The sequence below is a fragment of the Roseateles sp. GW821-FHT03B02 genome (assembly GCF_059421025.1).
This window is the reverse complement of sequence record NZ_JBWKUV010000008.1, coordinates 282,919-301,884: the sequence shown is the minus strand read 5'-3', so window position 1 is coordinate 301,884 and position 18,966 is coordinate 282,919. Positions and strand designations below refer to the sequence as shown.

The window sequence follows — 18,966 nt, the reverse complement described above, 5'->3', positions numbered from 1 at the left end:
GCTAGGGCAACCGGATCTGATTGCCACTCCGAGCACTGAATCCAGGCGCGCCACGTTGGAAAGCTCAAGGCCCAGCATCATGGAATTACCTTCTCTCCTGAAGGTTCGAGGCCTAAGTCACTCGTACAACGGGGTGCGGGTCCTCGATGACGTGGAACTGGATGTGCGTCGTGGCGAGTTCGTTGCCCTGGTCGGTGCCGACGGTGCCGGCAAATCGACGCTGATCCGGTGTTTGGCGGGCAAGAGAGAGCCTTCCCGAGGCACGGTGCTTTTGTCAGGATGCCCGGTCTCTTCATTTGCCCCGGGCGACCGTCGAAGGATTGCCTGGGTCAGGTGCTTCGGTCTAAATCAGAGCCAAAGTGCGTTCGAGGCTGTGCTTGCCAGCCGATTGGGCAGAGAGGACGAGTGGCGGATCGCCAGGCGTGCGTTCTCTCGCGAGGACAGGATGTACGCGCTGGAGTGCCTCGACCGCGTCGGCCTAGTTCAGGAGGCAGGAACGAGGATCGAGGCGCTGACGGGAGACCAACGGAAGTACGTGGCCATCGCAAGAGGCCTTGCTCAGCAACCGGAACTGATCGTTGCGGACGAGTTGGTCGGCTTGCAGAGCCACCTGGCTGGAGATGGCGTCCTTGCACAACTTGCAGCCATCGCCAGCAGCGGCGGCTTGGCTGTCGTGTGCAGCTTGCAGGACGTAGCGCTTGCTTCTCGGCATGCCGACCGCCTGGTCGGCATGGCTGCTGGCAGGGTGGTGTTTGATCAGCCAGCGGACTCTCTTGCCGCAGACGCCGCCAGTTGGCTCCTCACCATGCGGCGTCCCTCGGCGTCGTGCATGCTGGATGCGGCATGACGCCGCCCAGCTGGCGCCAGAGCAATTTCTGAGGCGAGACGAGGTTGGGCCACAGGCCGTTGGGAGCGCCGGCATCGAAAGAACGGTAACTTGTTAAAATAGCTCAGCTGCTCGCGCCTAGTCGGACCGTCGATCCTTGCATGCCCACGATGTGGGGTTTTTTGTGGGGTACTCTGAAAGCGGGCAAGAAAAACCGCCAATCAGACAGTCACTTAGCGCCGAACTCGACGTTCAGGTGCAGAACATCGAATGAACGTCTCACGGCGTCTCATGCCGTCCCACAGTTCGATGCTCGGCGCAAACCCGCAACGGTAGTCAATATCACGGCGTCCCAGGTCGTCTCACTGAAGCGCGCGGCTTCCGTGGGGTGAGCTGCCGGCAGCTTGCCTCGGCGCAAGGCCCCTCGCGCGGCTCTCGACAGCCATGCCACCGCACGGCGCCGGATTCGACGCCGATCTTCAGTAGCGCCTCGCAGGCCGGCATGGAAACCGTCTCGTCAAAGCGCAACCATCTCTTGGGGTAGTTCAGCGTCGCGTTGCTTGGTCCAGGTTTCCCGCAGCTCAAGCGGAGGGTCGCCCCATCGATCCCCCAACGGAGGTTCTGTGGGTACAACACCAAAGCCGGTTTCTGATCTCTTGCTCAAGTCCTGGCTGAGCGCCGGGCCGGTCGACCGATCCGTCGGCGACGGATTGATGTTCGTCGCCTCCGAGGCGGGTGCGGTCGCGCTCAGGTTGCCGCCTGTACCTGCGTGCGCCGTCGTCCAGTGCAGCCTTGCTCGCCGTCGAGTCTTGGCTCTTCGGTGCAGCGGAAGTTCCCGTCGAGTTCTTCGGCGACCTCGACTTCTCGGGCATGCAGATCCTGGCCAGCTTGCGTGAGGTGTTTCCGCGCGGAAGTGCTTGGCAGCCCGGCTATCGGGTCCTGGCGCGCTTGTTGACCCTGGGAGGCGGTCACCTGCCGGATCAAGCGTCCAAGACCCAGCAATCCGATCCCGGTGAGACCGGCTGCACGTACGCCGATAAGGAGTTGCTGCCGGCGATGCACCAATACGGTCGCTTCATCGACCAAGAGGCTTTCGACTCTGCATAGGTAGAAGATCGCCCTTGGTCTCCATCCACAGCCGGATGTCCTCGACCCGCCAAGCAGTGACGCGGCGCGTCAACTTCACTGGCGCCGGAAAGGTACCGGCCGCAACTTGGCGCCACAACGTCGACTTCGAGAACGGGATAAAGGCAAGAACCTGTGCCTGCCTGACGAAGCCGGTCTGGGGCAGGATGGGGACGGACGGAGATGGAGAAGCTTGGGCCGAAGCCTTCGGGAAGGGAATGATCATCACCGCATTTTCTGCCGAGCCGGCCTACTGAAACAGTTCTTAAGTTCCACAGCAAACTACCCCAGAGCGCGTCGCCTTGACTTCTCGGCGGTCAGAAAGCATCCTGAAACCGTTCCTATCGACAAATCAGACGGCTTCGCCATGCCCCGCCCGCTTCAACTGAACGAAACCGCCCCGCTCGCCGTGAAGGAGGGAGCTCGGCGCATCGGCGAGCGACTGACGATGGCGCGCAAGCGCCGGCGGCTGACGGTGCGCGAGCTCGCGGCGAAGGCGGGCGTCAGCTACGACACCGCACGTTCCGTGCAAGCCGGCAACCTGCAGACCGGCCTGGGGGCCTACCTGGCGGTCCTGTGGGCCATGGGCCTGGGATCAGAGTTCCAGGCCTTCGCCGACCCGGAACGCGATGAGGAAGGGAAGCAACTGGAGCTCACGCGCCTGCCGCAACGGGTCCGCCATCGGACGGAGCGGCTCGATGGCGAGTTCTGATTGGCCCGCTGGCGCACCTGTGGCCGTTCGGCAGCCTTGATTTGGGAACACCGCAAGATTTGCTGCGCAGCAAGTCTTGCGAATCGATCGCCGCGCTGCGGCACACACACGCGGCCGACCGAGTTTCTTGAACAGCTCTGACTGAGCTCAAGCCTGCCAAGAACTCTTGCAGACGCGAAATGTCAGAAATTGATCTACAATTCTCACCGTGGTTTCCATGACGCTGCCCGAATCGATCGTCCTCCACGCCAAGTCCCTGCCTGAGGGTGGTGTGCTCTCGCCCAAGGAGTTCCTGCACCTCGGGAGTCGGGCGGCCGTGGACCAAGCTTTCTCCCGTCTGACTAAGGAAGGAAAGCTGTTGCGCATCGCGCGCGGGAGCTATGCGACGCCGGTGTCAAGCCGCTTCGGCACACGAGCACCAGCGCCTGAAAAGGTGGTCGAATCGCTGGCAGCCCGAAGCGGAGAAACCGTAGTCCCCCATGGCGCCGCAGCGGCCAACGCGCTGGGACTGACTCAACAGGTCCCGATCCGAGAGGCCTACGTGACGTCGGGACGGACGCGACGGCTGAAGTTCGGTCGGTCGGAGGTGACGATCAAGCACGCACCACGCTGGATGCTTGCCCTGGGGACGGGCCCTGCTGGGGCTGCAGTCCGGGCCTTGGCCTGGATGGGGGAGCCCCACGTCCGCGAGTCGCTGGCGACGCTGCGCCGAACGCTGCCCGAGACAGAGTGGCGGACTCTGATCGCCCATCGAGCGGCCCTCCCATCTTGGATGGCCCGTGCCATCGGCGAAGAAGCAGCTCGTGGCTGAGCCCTTCTTCACCCTCGGCGCCGACGACCAGCGCGAAGTCCTGGAAATCGCTCGCGAGCGCACTGGGCGGCCAACCCATCTCCTCGAGAAGGATGCCTGGGTGGTCTGGGCCCTGAACGTGTTGTTCAGCTCTCCCCTCGCCTCCGACTTGACGTTCAAGGGCGGGACCTCGCTGTCCAAGGCCTACAAGATCATCGATCGGTTCTCCGAGGACATCGACCTCACCTACGACATCCGCAAGCTGATCGCAGACTTGGTTGATGACGACAGCGCCCTGCCCGGCAGCCGAAGCCAAGCCAGCAAGTGGACCAAGGCCGTCCGTGACCGCCTTCCTGAGTGGATCGACGCCCAGGTTCGACCCGTGCTCATGGAGGCTCTGGCGCGTGACCGACTCGACGTGACGCTGGAGACCGGTGGCGCCGATCACGAGAAGCTTCTGCTGCACTACCCGGCTCACAAGCTCGGAACCGGCTATGTCTCACCCGTCGTGACGCTGGAGTTCGGCGGCCGCGCCACGGGCGAGCCGCACCAGGTGATGCAAGTCAGCTGCGACATGGATGGACATGTCGATGGTGTCCTGTTCCCTGTGGCTTCCCCGCAGGTGATGAGCGTGGCGCGCACGTTCTGGGAAAAGGCCACCGCCGCACACGTCTACTGCGCGCAGGCCCGGATCCGCGGGGAACGCTATGCCCGGCATTGGCACGATCTCGCCGCGATAGGACGCAGCTCGTACTTTGCGGCCGCCATCGCTGACCGCGAAGTCGCCAAGGCAGTCGCGGAACACAAATCGCTCTTCTTCATCGAGAAGGATGCCGAAGGTGCCGTGATCGACTACTTCGCGGCGACCGACGGGAAACTGCAGATCGTGCCCGACGGAACGGCGCGCGATGCACTGGCGGCGGACTACGACAGCATGCGCGCCGACGACATCCTGGTCGGCGACGCACTGCCGTTCGACGCGCTGATAGATGCGTGCGCCTCCGTCGCACGGGCTGCCAACGCAGCAGCCGCGAACAACTGATCCACTCGCGTCAGGGCGAGGTGTCCGGTGACTGCAGACCGTAGCGACGAACTCGCACAGGAATTGGAACGGCTACGCGACGAGAACGTCCGACTGGCTGGGCTGCTGGACGCGCACGGCATCGCCTGGCGCGTACCCAAGCCCGCGACCACACCCGCAGCGGCTGCTGCGGCGACACCGCTCACGACCGACGATAAGGTCGCGCTCTTTCGCCGTCTGTTTCGTGGCCGCACGGACGTCTACCCGGTACGCTGGCAAAGCAAGACGGGCAAGGCCGGCTATTCGCCTGCGTGCGCCAACGAGTGGCGTTCGGGCGTCTGCGAGAAGCCGCGGATCAAGTGCTCCGATTGCGGCCATCGGCTGCTGGTCCCATTGACCGACCAGACGATCTACGACCATCTCGCCGGCCGCCACACCGTCGGTGTCTATCCCCTGCTGGGGGACGACAGTTGCCATTTCCTCGCGGTGGACTTCGATGATGCCGAGTGGCGCAGCGATGCCCGGGCCTTCATCGACTCCTGCCGTGACCTCGGCGTGCCGGCCGCGCCGGAGGTCTCCCGCTCCGGCGAGGGCGCGCACGCGTGGGTGTTCTTTTCTTCGAGAGTCGCCGCGCGGGATGCACGCCGACTCGGAACTGCCATCATCAGCCACACCTGCGCCCGCACGAGGCAACTGAAGCTCACGTCCTACGACCGGCTGTTCCCGAACCAGGACACGATGCCCAAGGGCGGCTTCGGCAACCTGATCGCCCTGCCGCTGCAGAAGCTACCGCGCGAAAGTGGTGGCAGCGTGTTCGTCGATGACGGGCTACAACCCCATGCGGACCAATGGGCCTTCCTCGCCTCGGTCCCGACCATGGCAGCGCACGACATCGAGCCAACGATCCTGCGCGCCACCGGAAGCTCGCACCCGCTCGACGTCACTTTCATCACCGAGGAAGATCAACAGGAACCCTGGAGGCGTACCGCACCTGCCGGGCAGCGCTTGCCCGGCACCATGCCCGCGTCGCTGACCGTGACATCGGCCAACATGCTGTACTTCGACAAGGCTTCTCTGCCGCAAGCGCTGGCGAACCGGCTGATCCGCCTGGCAGCATTCCAGAACCCCGAGTTCTACAAGGCGCAGGCGATGCGCCTGTCCGTGTGGAACGAGCCGCGCGTGATCGGCTGTGCGGAGAATTTTCCCAACCACATCGCCCTGCCGCGCGGCTGTCTGGATGCCGTCAAAGAACTCCTGCGCGACAACGACATCCGCTGTGAGCTGCGCGACGAGCGGTTCGGCGGTGAACCCTTGGACGTGGGCTTCGCCGGCAAGCTGCGCCCAGACCAAGAGCAAGCGGTCGCCGCCATGCTCCGTCATGACACCGGCATCCTGTGCGCGCCGACAGCGTTCGGCAAAACAGTCACGGCGACGGCGTTGATCGCCCGCCGAGGCGTGAGCACACTGGTGCTGGTCCATCGCACTGAGTTGCTCGAGCAGTGGCAGGAGCGGCTGCAAGCCTTCCTGGGCGTGAGCAAGGGTGTCATCGGCGCCATCGGCGGCGGCAAGGCCAAGCCGACCGGCCGAATCGACGTCGCCGTGATGCAGTCCTTGTTCCGGCTGGGCGAAACGAACGAGATCGTCGAGAACTACGGCCAGGTCATCGTCGACGAGTGCCACCATCTCTCGGCGGTCTCGTTCGAAGCCATCATGAAACGGGTGCGGGCCAAGTACGTGCTAGGGCTCACCGCCACGCCGATCCGGCGCGACGGACGACAACCGATCATCTTCATGCAGTGCGGGCCCATGCGGCACACGGCCGCCCAACCGATGGGCGCACCTCAGTCCTTGGACGTGATTCCCCGCTACCTGTCGGCCCACATCCGGCTACCTGCCGATGTCGGCATCCAGGATGTCTTCCGACACATCGCCAATGACGCCGGCCGCATCCAGGCTATCGCGAACGAGGTTGCTGGCGCTTTCGAGCAAGGACACAAGGTGCTGGTCCTGACCGAGCGGACCGACCACCTTGGCGCCATCGAAGCGATGCTGGCGGACCGGGTGTCGACGCTGTTCACGTTGCATGGCCGCATGTCGAGGAAGCAGCGCGCGACCCTTGTCAGCGAGCTCGACGCCCTGCCACCGGACGCACCACGCGTGCTGCTTTCCACAGGCAAGTTGATTGGCGAGGGGTTCGACCACGCGCCACTGGACACGCTGGTACTGGCCATGCCGATCTCATGGAAGGGCACGCTGCAGCAATATGCCGGACGGCTGCACCGCGAGCATGCGGACAAGACACGTGTGCGCGTCATCGACTTCGTCGACGCGGGTCACCCTGCCCTGCTGCGCATGTGGGACAAACGCCGGCGCGGCTACCAAGCCATGGGCTATCGAATTCCGTCAGCCGACACCAACCCCTATCTGGCTTTCGATGGGGAGTCTGACGATGCCGACTGAACCTGCAGTCCGCATCTGCCGTACGGAGGCCGCTCGTACACTCGTTTTCGCGTTTCGCTGAGACGGCCCCCTCGACAAAGCCCCACTACGTGTCACCAAAGCTCATGCTTCGCGTTGGGTATTTCGTTGGGTTCGCGGCCAGCGTGAGATCCGGGTTCCATCGGTATCAACAACTTGGCCTCGACCCCGAGGTTCAGGTGCAGAACATCGAGTAGCGCCGCAGCAGCCCCGGATCGGCCCCGCGCGCAGCGCTATGCGGGCTTGCGCAGCATCACCTCCTGATGTCCGCGGCCAGCCGGGATCATCGGAAAGCAGTTTTCCTGGGCGAGCACCCGCACGTCGAGGAAGTAGGGGGCGTCCGACGCCAGGCATCGGGCCAGCGCCGCGTCCAGCGCGGCCCGCTCGTCCACGCGGGCGGCCTGCCAGCCAAAGCCGCGGGCCACTGCGACGAAGTCGGGCATGCACTCGTTGTAGCTGTGGCTGTAGCGCTCGCCATGGATCAGCTCCTGCCACTGGCGCACCATGCCCATGTGGGCGTTGTTGCAGAGGATGAGCTTGACGGGCGTGCGGTGCTGGCAGGCCGTGGCGAGTTCCTGGATGTTCATCAGCACTGAGGCATCGCCGCTGACGCAGACCACCGTCTTCCCAGGATGGGCGATCTGCGCGCCGATGGCGGCGGGCAGGCCATACCCCATCGTGCCGGCGCCACCGGAGGTCAGCCAGCGCCGCGGCGCGTCGAAGCCAAGGTGTTGGGCTGCCCACATCTGGTGCTGGCCGACGTCGGTGGAGACGATGGCGTCACGCCCCCGAAGTTGCCGCTGCAGCAGCCGCATCAGGGCCTGTGGGGCGATGCCGTCGGGCGCGTCGGCGAAGGCGAGGCAATCCTGGCCACGCCAGCCCTCGATCTGCAGCCACCAGGTGTCGAGCCGGCCGGCAGCGGGCGGCCCGTAGAGCAGCGCCCGATGCAGGGCGACCAGCAACTCGGCGGCATCGCCGACGAGGGGCAGGTCGGCACGCCTGACCTTGTTGATCGACGCCGCGTCGATGTCGACATGGATGACCTGGGCCTGCGGTGCGAACTGGTCGAGCCGGCCGGTCACGCGATCATCGAAACGCGCCCCGACGCAGACGATGAGATCGGCATGGTGCATGGCAAGATTGGCCTCCAGAGTGCCGTGCATGCCCAGCATGCCCAGCCATTGAGGGCCGGACGCCGGAAAGGCGCCGAGGCCCATCAGCGTCAGCGTGCAGGGCGCCCCGCACAGGCGAACGATGTCGGCAAAGCGTTCACAGGCCGACGGTCCGGCGTTGATGAGCCCGCCGCCGCCGTAGAACACCGGCCGCCTGGCCTGGACGATCCATTGCGCGGCCTGGGCCATGCGGGCGGTGTCGAGGGGCGCGCGGCGCGGCCGGTTGGCGCGCGGATTCGGCAGCGGCCGCTGCACCGCGCACCGCTGCTGCAAGTCCTTCGGAAAATCGATCAGCACCGGCCCGGGGCGCCCGCCACCGGCAACCTCGAAGCCCTGGCGCACGAGGGCTCGCACCTGGCCGGCATCGCGGATCTGCGCATTCCATTTCGTCACCGGGCGGCTGATGCCCAGGGCGTCGCATTCCTGGAAGGCATCCGTACCGATGGACGACAGGGCCACCTGGCCGCTGATGCACAGCACGGGGACGGAATCGGACAGCGCATCGAGCAGCCCGGTGGTCGTGTTGCTCATGCCCGGCCCTGAGGTCACCAACACGACGCCGACCTTGCCGGTGCTGCGCGCGTACCCCTGGGCGGCATGCACGGCGGCTTGCTCGTGACGCACAAGGATGTGGCGGATGCGGGTTTCGCCGTGCAAGGCGTCGTAGATGGGCAGCACGGCACCGCCGGGATAGCCGAAGACCGTGTCCACGCCGAGTTCGGCCAACGTATCGAGCAGGACCTGCGCACCGTTGCGCAGGGAGGCGGAAGGCGTGGCCGGGGGCAGCCGGTCAAGAAGGGCATTCATTCGATGAGTTTCTGCCGGAGCGGGCAGAAAAGGCTGCTTAACTTGCCTCAAAATTCATCAGGATCAGAAAACTTTCCCAAGTAATAGCCATGACCAAGGAAATCAAGCTGGATCGCCACGACCTGGCCCTGTTGCGTGCCCTGCAGCTCAACGCGCGCGCCAGCCTGCAGGAGCTGAGCGCCGAGGTGGGCTTAAGCAGTTCGCCCTGCTGGGCGCGCATCAAGCGCATGGAGGAGGCTGGCGTCATCGAGGGCTACACCATCAAGGTCAACGCCGAGTTGGTGGGCGTGCCCGACCAGCTCATCGTGCAGTTGACGCTGGACTCGCATTCCGAGGACGCGCTCGAAGCCTTTGGCCGCCAGCTGGAGGCCATTCCCGAGGTGCTGGAGGCCTACCTTGTCTCCGGCGACTACGACTACGTGCTGCGCCTGGCCGTCAAGGGCACGCGCGACTACGAGCGCCTGCTGCGCGAACAGCTCTACAAGATCCCGGGCATACGGCACAGCAAGTCCAGCTTCGTGCTGCGGCGCCTCAAGAGTGGCAACCTGGCGCTCTGAGACTGACCGGCTGGGCCGCCCGCACGCTGGCTCGCAGCAGATCGGCATCCGGCAGGAAGCTAAAGTCCGGGCGCCGTCCTCGCTGACCCTGCAAGCGGAAGCAGGGAAAATCGCGGGCGCTCCAGGCGTGCCTGCGCCGACTGGATCCGGTCCGGAACATCGAATCAATCGCCCCCCCCCATGGAATATCCCGGCAATCTCTTCGTCGTCGCGGCGCCCAGTGGCGCCGGCAAGTCCAGCCTCGTGAAGGCCCTGCTGGAACTGGATGCCCGGCTGGCCGTCTCCATCTCGCACACCTCGCGGGCGCCGCGCGGCCAGGAGCAGCACGGGCGGGAATACTGGTTCATCTCGCCGGACGAGTTCCGCGCCATGGCCGCACGCGGCGAATTCTTCGAGTGGGCCGAGGTGCACGGCAATCTCTACGGCACCTCGCGCGCCGGCATCGAGGACCGCCTGCAGCACGGCGAGGACGTCGTGCTGGAAATCGACTACCAGGGCGCACTGCAGATCAAGCAGCTGTTCCCCTATGCCGTGCTGATCTTCATCCTGCCGCCGAGCTGGGACGAACTGCGCCTGCGCCTGAACCGCCGCGGCGATACCGAGCCCGAGGTCATCGCCAAGCGCATGAACGCCGCCCGCACCGAGGTGGCGCAGGCACGCCACTTCGATTTCGTCGTCGTGAACGCGGTGTTCGACACGGCCGTTTTCGACCTGAAGACCATCGTCCACGCGCAGCGGCTAAAATACGCTGCTCAGCGGCGCAACCGCTCTGCCGTCTTTCAGGCGCTCGATCTACCCTGATCGCGCTTCAATCAAGGAACACCATGGCCCGCATCACCGTCGAAGACTGCCTGACCAAGATCCCGAACCGCTTCCAGCTCGTGCTGGCTGCAACCTACCGCGCCCGTATGCTGAGCCAGGGCCACAGCCCCCGCATCGAGAGCAAGAACAAACCCGGCGTGACCGCCCTGCGCGAAATCGCCGCCGGCGAAGTCGGCATCGAGATGCTGCGCAAGGTTCCGGTCTAAGTCAGACCCTGCCAAAGCTGAAACGGGCGTCCCAGGACGCCCGTTGCTTTTTGTCCGACCGCCAAGCATGGCAAGGCCATGCAACCCCTTTGGGGTTCAAGACAACTTGCGCGGTCGGCGGTTGCCCCAAGGGCATCGGATAAATTCGGGGCGATATGGCCCAACGCTCCCTCACCGCCTGGTTCACGCTGCCTGGCCTGCGCCAGCCGGCGCCCCCCACGCCGGCCGAGGCGGCTTCCTTCGACGCCCTCGCTCCCAAGCTCGTCTATCTGAGCAAGGCCGAGGTCAAGCGGGTGCGCGAGGCCTACAAGTTCGCCGACGAGGCCCACCTGGGCCAGAAGCGGGCCACCGGCGAGCCCTACATCACCCACCCCATCGCCGTCGCCGGCATCTGCGCCGAGTGGCGCCTGGACGCCCAGGCCCTGATGGCGGCGCTGATGCACGACGTCGTCGAGGACTGCGGCGTCTCCAAGACCGAGCTCATCGAGAAGTTCGACGCGACGACGGCCGATCTGGTCGACGGCCTGACCAAGCTGGACAAGCTGCAGTTCTCCACCAAGGAGGAGTCGCAGGCCGAGTCCTTCCGCAAGATGCTGCTGGCCATGGCGCGCGACCTGCGCGTCATCCTCATCAAGCTGGCCGATCGCCTGCACAACATGCGCACCATGGGCGCGATGGCGCCGCACAAGGCCCGCCGCATCGCCCGCGAGACCTTCGACATCTACGCCCCCATCGCCCACCGCCTGGGCCTGAACCAGACCTTCCGCGAGCTGCAGGACCTGTCCTTCCAGTACTTCCACCCCTGGCGCTATGCCGCGCTCAGCAAGGCCGTGGGCAAGGCACGCGGCAACCGCCGTGATCTGGTGTCGCGCATCGAGGGCGAGATCCGCGCCGCCTTCGCCAAGGCCAGCTTGCGCGTGGAGGTGCAGGGCCGCGAGAAGACCGTCTATTCCATCTACAAGAAGATGCGCGAGAAGGGCGGCCTGTCCTTCGCCCAGGTCAGCGACATCTTCGGCTTTCGCATACTGACCGAGGAGCCGCTGCAGTGCTACACGGCCCTGGGCGTGCTGCACCAGCTTTACAAGCCGCAGGCCGGCCGCTTCAAGGACTACATCGCCAACCCCAAGGACAACGGCTACCAGTCCCTGCACACGACACTGATGGGGCCGCTGGCCACGCCGCTGGAGTTCCAGGTCCGCACCGAGGGCATGCACCAGATCGCCGAACAGGGCGTGGCGGCGCACTGGATCTACAAGAGCCGCGGCAAGCAGGCTTCTGCGCTGATCGCTCAGCAGGCCAATGCGCGCTGGCTGCAGAGCCTCATCGACATCCAGGACGAGACGCGCGACGCCAACGAGTTCCTGGAGCACGTCAAGATCGACCTCTTCCCGGACGCGATCTACGTCTTCACGCCCAAGTCCAAGATCATGGCCTTGCCCAAGGGCGCGACGCCGGTGGACTTCGCCTACGCCATCCACTCCGACGTCGGCGACCACTGCGTGGCCGCCCAGGTCAACGGCGAGGCCGTGCCGCTGCGGGCCGAGCTCAAGAGCGGCGACATCGTCGAAGTCATCACCGCGCCCGGCGCCAGCCCCAACCCGGCTTGGCTGAGCTTCGTGCGTACCGGCCGCGCCCGCTCCAAGATCCGCCACTACCTGAAGGACCTGGAGCAGGAGGAGTCGCGCGAGCTGGGCGAGAAGATGCTGGCCCAGGCCATGCGCGTCGAAGGCCTGGGCCTGCCCAGCTTCGAGGTGGACGACCCGGCCGCGCAGATCTGGCACGACCTGGCCGCCTGGGCCGGCAGTGCCGGCACGGAACAGTTGCTCGTCGACATCGGAGCCGGCCGCAAGATCGCCACCATCATCGCCAAGAAACTGGCCCGCCTGATGGCCGAGCAGGGCCAGAAGCCCGATGCGCTGGCACTCACGCTGGGTCGCTTCACCGAGCAGACGGCCGGCCAGGGCAGCGTCACCATCGACGGTAGCGAGGGCGCCTCCGTCCAGCTGGCCGGCTGCTGCCGCCCCATCCCCGGCGACGAGGTTCGCGGCTACCTGGGCCGCGGCGAAGGGCTGGTCGTGCACACCTGCGAATGCGCGGTCGGCCGCCGTCTCTTCCAGCGCGACAGCGAGCACTGGATCCAGGTCGAATGGGCCGAGGAGCTGACGCGCAGCTTCGAGGCCGGCATCGCGCTGCTGATGACCAACGGCAAAGGCGTGCTGGCCCAGGTGGCCCAGGCCGTGGCGCAGGCCGAGGCCGACATCACCCACATCTCGATGAGCGACGAGGCCCAGCTGCGCGAGACGGCCGAGATGACGCTGCTCATCGCCGTGCGCGACCGCCTGCATCTGGCCGACGTGCTGCGCGTGCTGCGCCGCACCGCGCCCGTGCAGCGCGTCTGGCGCGTCAAGCCCTAGCGCCCCCACGCGCCTCGCCGCGCCTGGCAGCCCCACGCGCTGACAGCGTTGACATCGACTGACGAGCACTCACGGCCGTGAGTGTTTCTGCATGCGTCCGCGGGTTAACCAGTGTTTCCAGGGCCGGTATTTCTTTTCGGGATAGCAATCCCGACAAAACGAATTTCTCCCGGTTGCGACGGCTGCTTAAGGTCGCGTCGCGGCTCCAAAAAGTCTTACTTTTGAGCCTCCGACCGACCCACAACAAGTACGGGCCCACGACCCGGAGCGCGGAGAGACACGTGAACAAGTTCAGCAAACCGGCGGTGGCAACCGCTGTTTCCATGGCACTGGCCCTGTGGGCACAGCAATCGGCACTGGCCCAGCAGAGCACCGGCACGGCCGAGGCAGCCAAGTCCGCGGAGCCCAAGCCTGCCGAGGCAAAACCCAAGGCACCGGTCAATGAGCTCGAAACGGTGCTGGTCGTCGGCACGCGCCAGTCGCAGCAGTCCGCCATCGGCCGCAAGAAGCATGCGGCCACGGCGCAGGACTCGATCGTGGCCGAGGATGTCGGCGCCTTCCCCGACCGCAACATCGGTGAGGCGCTCTCGCGTGTGGCGGGCGTGGCCCTGGACCGCGGCGACTACGGCGAGGGCGTCAACGTCTCCATCCGCGGCAACGGCCCCGAGCTGACGCGCGTCGAGCTCGACGGCCAGACCGTGCGCTCCGGCGCCGGCACCGACCTGCTGGGTGGCGGCGACGGCCGCGGCGCCGAGTTCCGTGAGCTGTCGTCCGACCTCATCAAGAGCGTCGACGTCGTCAAGGGCTCGACGGCCAAGATGGTGGAGGGGTCGCTGGGCGGCGGCATCATCATCGAGACCCGCACCGGCCTGGACTTCGACAAGCCCTATTACTCGCTGCGCGCCGCAGCCACGCAGAGCGACCTGAACAAGAAGACCACGCCCAACTACAACCTGGTGCTGGCCGACCGCTTCCTCGACAAGCGCCTGGGCGTGCTGCTGAACCTGAACGACTCGCGCTACCGAAGCGAGGTCCATCAGCTGACCAACGGCGGCAGCAACAACCAGCAGGGCCTGCTGCGCCAGCTGGACTTCGACAACTCGCCGCAGAAGACCTTCGCCTTCAACCCGGCCACGCTGTCGACAACCGACCCCACGGTCAACACGACCTTCCTCGCTTCGCCGTTGACGGCCGGTGGCAGCTTCAACGCGGCCACGCCGATGGAACTGCTGACCAAATCGGCCGCGGCCCAGAGCAAGTCCGACTGCTTCGGTGCCTTTCCCAACCTGACGACGGTGCAGACCAACGCCATCAACGGCGCGACGGCGCGCACCGCCGCCATCAACCAGCGCAACAACGAGCAGCTGACCTGCCTGAACCAGTGGAATGACTACATCCCCGCGCTGATCCGCTCCTATGTACGCAGCCAGGACGACAAGCGCACCGGCGGCGACATCCGCCTGGACTTCAAGGTCAACGACAACCTCTCCGTCTACGGCAAGTACAGCAGCAACCGCCGCGACGTGGCCGACATAGTCGGCAACTTCTCGGTCGGCGGTGCGCCCAACATCAACGGCGCCGGCCTCTTCGTCGACTCGGCCAGCGGTGTGCGCTCGGTGGCCCCGGGCCTGGCCTACCCGTACTACGTCAACCCCAACACCTACAGCTACCGCGCAGGCAGCACGCTGGCCACCGGTGCCGTCTCCAACATCAAGCCCGGCTACACGGTGGACGACTCCCACCACGTCACCAGCTACACGACGACCGATGGCTTCTACAACACGGACATGATCTTCAGCCGTGTGAACACCAACTCGCACTACCTGCAGGCCGGCGGCGAGTACAAGGACGGCCGCGTCAACGTGAAAGCCATGGTGGGTAGCAACGACTCCGCGGCCTTCCGCTATGACCGCCGCGCCGCCTTCGGCTACCAGTACGGCGAGGGCACGTTCAAGCTGCAGAACGACGGCTCCTGGACCTTCGCCCTGCCGCCCGGCAGCGCCAACGACCAGCTCAACTACGACAAGTACGCCCAGCTGTCTTCCCAGGCCGCCACCGCCGCCGTGCCCGTGTCGGCCACCAACACAGTCTTCGTGCCGGCCTACACCTCGGCCCAGAAGCCGCTGCTGACGCCGACGACCAACCTGCAGGTCATCCGCCTCTACAAGAGCGACAACAGCGAGAAGACCGGCAAGCTGGACTTCACGCTGGACCTGCGCGAACAGTCCAGCTTCTTCCAGAACCTGCAGGCCGGCCTGAACTTCCGCGACACCCGCGGCAGCTACTGGGGCCTGGGCGGCGCCACGGTGCGTGACCCGCAGGGCACCTTCGGCGCGGCCGGCTATGTGCCGGGCATCTACTTGCCCACGGTCAACACGCGCAGCTCGGTCGTCGGCTGCCAGAACACGGCCGGGTCGCTCGCTGCCGGCGGCCAGCCCTGCGCCTACGGATACAACCCCAGCACCAACCCCGCCACGCCGCAGAACGGCCAGACCGTGCTGACGCAGGCCCAGTACCTGGACATGGTCAAGCAGGTGCTGTCCGTTGCCCCGGCCGGCCAGTTCTACGCCGGCGCCAAGAACCGCGCGGCCGGCCTCATCGACGGCTGGCAGCAACTGGACATCGACAAGCTGTTCTCCATGGCCGGCATCCCGCTGAACCTGGACTGCGTCGTCAGTTGCAAGGCCAGCGACGGCCAGGTCTACGACCAGCCGGTCACGCGCTTCCAGGAGCGCGCCTACGCGACCTACCTGATGACGGACTTCGAGACGGATCGTGTGCCCTTCACGAACTGGCAGCTGCCCTTCGGCATGGAGCTGGCCGGCAACGTCGGTGTGCGCATCGTGCAGACCGAGGCCGCCGGCACCGGGCAGCTGACCTTCCAGACCATCCGCAAGACGGCCGCCTTCGACCCCGCCAACCCCGGTGCGGCCGCCGGCCAAGTGTCCACCTTCTACCGCCAGAACACGGCCATCAAGGGCAGCAACACCGACGTAATGCCGTCCCTCAACCTGGCCCTGTGGGTGGTGCCGGACAAGACCGTGCTGCGCTACAACATCGGCAAGACCATCGCCCGTCCGCCGGTCAGCAAGCTGCTGCCCTCGGGCACCTGCATCTACAGCGAGATCGTCGATCAGGGCGCCGACGACGCGGACGGCAGCGAGGCCGACCAGCGCTGCACCGGCACCATGGGCAACCCAAACCTGAAGCCGCAGACCAACGTCAACCAGAACCTGTCGGTCGAGTGGTTCGCCAACCGCGACACCATGCTCAGCGCCGCCGTCTTCCGCCAGCGCGGCCTCATCGGCGCGCCGACGCTGGTGGCGCCGCGCACCAACACCAAGGTCTTCGCCGGCAGCAGCGCCGTCGACCCGGCGACCGGCAAGCCGCTGGCCGACATGGAGTTCGCCTTCAACCAGTGGGACAACCAGCAGGCCTCCACGCGCCGCGGCGTCGAAGTCGGCCTGAAGACGGCCTTCACCTTCCTGCCCTGGCTGCTCCGCTACACCGGCTTCGACGCCAACTACACCCGCGTGCGCTCCACGCAGGGCGTGCCGACACTGGATCTCATCAGCGGCGACGTGCTGCCCGTCATCAACGAGCCCAAGTACTCGTACAACGCCTCGCTCTGGTACGACGACGGCGGCTTCTCGGCCCGCATCGCCACGCAGGTGGTGGCGCCGCGCTACTACGCCTTCTCGCCCAACACGACGACCAACGTCGGCATCAACAACTACCCCTCGGTCGGCACGACCGGCTGGCGCCTGCCCTACAACCCCGGCGCGCCCATCTTCGGCAGCCGCACCCGCTTCGTCGACGCCAAGGTGTCCTACCGCTTCAAGAACGGCCTGGAGATCTTTGCCGACGTGCGCAACCTGACCGGAGAGCGCACCCAGAGCGACACGGGCGGCTACCAGGGCTACAGCGACGGCATCCCCAGTCTCTACATCGATGCCTACAGCGGCCGCCGCTACATGGTGGGCATGACCTTGCGCAGCCCGCGGTGAGGCGCGCTCTCATCCTGACTGCCGGCCTGCTGCTGGCGGTGGCGGCGGCAGCCCAGCAGGACAACCAGCTGCCTGCCGTTCAGGTCAAGGGGCAGCGCAACGGCGGCGTCGACCCGGCTCTCGTCACCGCGGCCAAGAGCAAGGTGCTGTCGCGCCAGTACGCCTCGTCCTGCGCCTTCATGAGCGGCTACTCGGCCACCGAGGACGAGGTGACGCTGGCCTACCTGCGCGACTTCGGCCTGCAGGACAGTCCGTCCAACGAGGCCGAACGCCTCAACGACCGCAGCCCCGAGGGCAATGCCAAGACGAGCGACGTCGCCAGCGGCATGCCCGACGGCGCCGCCGATCTGGGCACCTCGGCGAGCACGCCGATGACGCCCTCCGTGGCCTGCTCGGCCACGGACCGCCGCTTCGCCGCCGGGCGCAACTGGATCGCGCGCAAGGACAAGTCGCTGACCCAGGCCTTCGACGCCTATGAGGCCGGCGACTACGCGCAGGCGCGGGTGAAGTTCGAGGAAGGCTGGAGCAAGCTGGGCTACGAGGAGGCCGCGCTGATGCTGGGCCGCATCCACCTGCTCGGCCTGGGCACACCGGCCAGCACGCCCAAGGCGATGGAATGGCTGAGCCAGGTTGTCGACGCGCGTTACGACCCCGTCGCTGACCGCCTGCGCTTCGACCCGCAGAAGCCCGACCACATCACCACCCGCGTCGAGGCCACCCTGCTGCTGGCCCGCATCCAGCTGACCGGCCAGGGCACGAAGCGCAACCCGGCGCAGGCCTACCGCTGGTGGGCCAAGGCGCTGGACTTCGGCTTCGAGCCCGCCGGCACGCTGCTGGGCCAGGCCGAGCTGAGCGGCATCGGCACGCCGCGCGACGCCCGGCGCGCGCTGGGCCATCTGCAGGCCGCCGCCGAGGCCGGCCATCTGCCCGCCCTCTTCCTGCTCGGCCAGCTCTACCACCACCAGCTGCCCGGCCAGCCCGACGGCGTGCCGCTGGACCTACAACGTGCAGGCGCCTACTACGGCGCCGCCGCCAAGGCCGGGCATCTGGACGCGACTTACGCGGCCGCGCGCATGCTCGATCTTGGCGAAGGCGTGCCGGCCGCACCCGAGCGGGCCATCGTGCTCTACAAGGACGCGGCACTGAAGGGCCATGCCGACGCGCAGAACGCGCTGGCCACCTTCTTCTACCGCGGCGAGATCGTGCCGCAGAACCTCGCCACGGCACGCCAGCTCTTCCAGGCCGCAGCCCGCCACCGACAGCCCGAGGCCATGTTCAACCTCGCCGTCATGCTGGCCCAGGGCCAGGGCGGCGACAAGGACATGGCCGCAGCCTATGCCTGGTGCAGCCTCAGCAAGGGCCTGGGCCACGCGCAGGCCGCAACCGCGCTGCCCAGCATCGCCGCCCGGCTCAGCCCGGAGGACAAGGCCCGCGCCGACGCGATGCTCAAGTCGCCGCCGGCGCGGGGTAGCTGACCTCGACCACCTCGATCCTCTCGACGCCCACCGGCGTCACGAGATTGAGCTCGTCGCCCACGCGCGCCTTCAGCAGCGTGCGCGCGATGGGCGAGATCCAGCTCACCTCGCCGGCCAGGCTGTCGGACTCGTCGATGCCCTTGATGGTGATGGTCTTCTCCTCGCCACGGGCGTTGGCGTAGGTCACCGTCGCGCCAAAGAAGATCTGCTCGGAACCAAAGTGGGCGCTGGGGTCGACGACCTCGGCGATGTCCAGACGCTTGGTCAGGAAGCGCAGCCGGCGGTCGATCTCGCGCAGCCGCTTCTTGCCGTAGAGGTAGTCGCCGTTCTCCGAGCGATCGCCGTTCTTGGCCGCCCAGGACACGGTCTCCACCATCTTGGGCCGCTCGACGTCGATGAGCTGCATGAACTCCGCACGCAGCCGCGCATAGCCACCCGGCGTCATGTAGTTGCGCGTGCCCGCCGGCAGGCTGGGCAGCGAAGGGCCGTCGTCATCGTCGTCGTCGGACGAATCGGATTCCTTGGTGAAGGCCTTGTTCATGCGAGCATTGTCC

General features: G+C 66.4%; 15 protein-coding genes. 12 read left to right on the top strand and 3 right to left on the bottom strand.

The window, feature by feature from the left end:
• The first annotated feature begins 79 nt into the window (after positions 1-79).
• Positions 80-847 (top strand): phosphonate ABC transporter ATP-binding protein, encoded by a 768-nt coding sequence (locus AC07VX_RS21115; protein WP_493166109.1) that lies wholly within the window; start codon positions 80-82, stop codon positions 845-847.
• Between the two features lie 771 nt (positions 848-1,618).
• Complete coding sequence (locus AC07VX_RS21110; RefSeq protein ID WP_493166110.1) at positions 1,619-1,933, top strand: hypothetical protein; 315 nt, start codon at positions 1,619-1,621, stop codon at positions 1,931-1,933.
• Here AC07VX_RS21110 and AC07VX_RS21105 read toward each other — a convergent pair.
• Positions 1,902-2,177 (bottom strand): helix-turn-helix transcriptional regulator, encoded by a 276-nt coding sequence (locus AC07VX_RS21105; RefSeq protein ID WP_493166111.1) that lies wholly within the window; start codon positions 2,175-2,177, stop codon positions 1,902-1,904. The two genes, AC07VX_RS21110 and AC07VX_RS21105, sit on opposite strands and share 32 nt — an antisense overlap.
• A gap of 141 nt (positions 2,178-2,318) precedes the next feature.
• Here AC07VX_RS21105 and AC07VX_RS21100 point away from each other — a divergent pair, with 141 nt between their 5' ends.
• The 4 genes from AC07VX_RS21100 to AC07VX_RS21085 all read left to right on the top strand — a co-directional run bounded on the left by AC07VX_RS21100 (position 2,319) and on the right by AC07VX_RS21085 (position 6,934).
• A complete protein-coding gene (locus AC07VX_RS21100; RefSeq protein WP_493166112.1) occupies positions 2,319-2,663 on the top strand; it encodes a helix-turn-helix domain-containing protein in 345 nt (114 codons plus the stop codon).
• Positions 2,664-2,880: 217 nt separating this feature from the next.
• Entirely contained in the window at positions 2,881-3,474 is a 594-nt protein-coding gene (locus AC07VX_RS21095; RefSeq protein WP_493166113.1) for a DUF6088 family protein, read from the top strand.
• On the top strand, positions 3,467-4,495 hold the full coding sequence (locus AC07VX_RS21090) for a nucleotidyl transferase AbiEii/AbiGii toxin family protein (RefSeq protein WP_493166114.1): 1,029 nt from the start codon (positions 3,467-3,469) through the stop codon (positions 4,493-4,495). The genes AC07VX_RS21095 and AC07VX_RS21090 overlap by 8 nt, the downstream gene beginning before the upstream one ends.
• A gap of 27 nt (positions 4,496-4,522) precedes the next feature.
• Complete coding sequence (locus AC07VX_RS21085; protein WP_493166115.1) at positions 4,523-6,934, top strand: TOTE conflict system archaeo-eukaryotic primase domain-containing protein; 2,412 nt, start codon at positions 4,523-4,525, stop codon at positions 6,932-6,934.
• Positions 6,935-7,185: 251 nt separating this feature from the next.
• Here AC07VX_RS21085 and ilvB read toward each other — a convergent pair whose 3' ends face one another.
• Positions 7,186-8,931, bottom strand: a complete 1,746-nt coding sequence (gene ilvB / locus AC07VX_RS21080) for a biosynthetic-type acetolactate synthase large subunit (RefSeq protein ID WP_493166116.1) — start codon at positions 8,929-8,931, stop codon at positions 7,186-7,188.
• A gap of 89 nt (positions 8,932-9,020) precedes the next feature.
• Here ilvB and AC07VX_RS21075 point away from each other — a divergent pair, with 89 nt between their 5' ends.
• From AC07VX_RS21075 to AC07VX_RS21050, 6 genes are all read left to right on the top strand, one after another.
• Complete coding sequence (locus AC07VX_RS21075) at positions 9,021-9,488, top strand: Lrp/AsnC family transcriptional regulator (protein WP_493166117.1); 468 nt, start codon at positions 9,021-9,023, stop codon at positions 9,486-9,488.
• 180 nt (positions 9,489-9,668) lie between these two features.
• A complete protein-coding gene (gene gmk / locus AC07VX_RS21070; RefSeq protein WP_493166118.1) occupies positions 9,669-10,289 on the top strand; it encodes a guanylate kinase in 621 nt (206 codons plus the stop codon).
• A gap of 23 nt (positions 10,290-10,312) precedes the next feature.
• Positions 10,313-10,516, top strand: coding sequence for a DNA-directed RNA polymerase subunit omega (gene rpoZ / locus AC07VX_RS21065; protein ID WP_025563690.1), 204 nt, complete (start codon positions 10,313-10,315; stop codon positions 10,514-10,516).
• 155 nt (positions 10,517-10,671) lie between these two features.
• On the top strand, positions 10,672-12,930 hold the full coding sequence (locus tag AC07VX_RS21060) for a RelA/SpoT family protein (RefSeq protein ID WP_493166119.1): 2,259 nt from the start codon (positions 10,672-10,674) through the stop codon (positions 12,928-12,930).
• A gap of 281 nt (positions 12,931-13,211) precedes the next feature.
• Positions 13,212-16,937 carry a TonB-dependent receptor gene (locus AC07VX_RS21055; protein ID WP_493166120.1) on the top strand — a complete coding sequence of 1,242 codons (3,726 nt, stop codon included), beginning with the start codon at positions 13,212-13,214 and terminating at the stop codon, positions 16,935-16,937.
• Positions 16,934-18,412 carry a tetratricopeptide repeat protein gene (locus AC07VX_RS21050; RefSeq protein ID WP_493166121.1) on the top strand — a complete coding sequence of 493 codons (1,479 nt, stop codon included), beginning with the start codon at positions 16,934-16,936 and terminating at the stop codon, positions 18,410-18,412. The genes AC07VX_RS21055 and AC07VX_RS21050 overlap by 4 nt, the downstream gene beginning before the upstream one ends.
• Here AC07VX_RS21050 and greB read toward each other — a convergent pair.
• The gene (greB, locus tag AC07VX_RS21045) at positions 18,384-18,953 is read right to left on the bottom strand and encodes a transcription elongation factor GreB (RefSeq protein WP_493166122.1); all 570 of its coding nucleotides are present in this window, start codon (positions 18,951-18,953) and stop codon (positions 18,384-18,386) included. The genes AC07VX_RS21050 and greB overlap by 29 nt on opposite strands.
• Between the last annotated feature and the right edge of the window lie 13 nt (positions 18,954-18,966).

Excerpts from the sequence above, each read along its gene's own strand:
- AC07VX_RS21060 (WP_493166119.1), top strand. The coding sequence starts at position 10,672 with ATGGCCCAACGCTCCCTCACCGCCTGGTTCACGCTGCCTGGCCTGCGC.
- AC07VX_RS21095 (WP_493166113.1), top strand. The coding sequence starts at position 2,881 with ATGACGCTGCCCGAATCGATCGTCCTCCACGCCAAGTCCCTGCCTGAG.
- AC07VX_RS21105 (WP_493166111.1), bottom strand. The coding sequence starts at position 2,177 with ATGATCATTCCCTTCCCGAAGGCTTCGGCCCAAGCTTCTCCATCTCCG.
- rpoZ (WP_025563690.1), top strand. The coding sequence starts at position 10,313 with ATGGCCCGCATCACCGTCGAAGACTGCCTGACCAAGATCCCGAACCGC.
- AC07VX_RS21115 (WP_493166109.1), top strand. The coding sequence starts at position 80 with ATGGAATTACCTTCTCTCCTGAAGGTTCGAGGCCTAAGTCACTCGTAC.
- ilvB (WP_493166116.1), bottom strand. The coding sequence starts at position 8,931 with ATGAATGCCCTTCTTGACCGGCTGCCCCCGGCCACGCCTTCCGCCTCC.
- gmk (WP_493166118.1), top strand. The coding sequence starts at position 9,669 with ATGGAATATCCCGGCAATCTCTTCGTCGTCGCGGCGCCCAGTGGCGCC.
- AC07VX_RS21075 (WP_493166117.1), top strand. The coding sequence starts at position 9,021 with ATGACCAAGGAAATCAAGCTGGATCGCCACGACCTGGCCCTGTTGCGT.
- greB (WP_493166122.1), bottom strand. The coding sequence starts at position 18,953 with ATGAACAAGGCCTTCACCAAGGAATCCGATTCGTCCGACGACGACGAT.
- AC07VX_RS21100 (WP_493166112.1), top strand. The coding sequence starts at position 2,319 with ATGCCCCGCCCGCTTCAACTGAACGAAACCGCCCCGCTCGCCGTGAAG.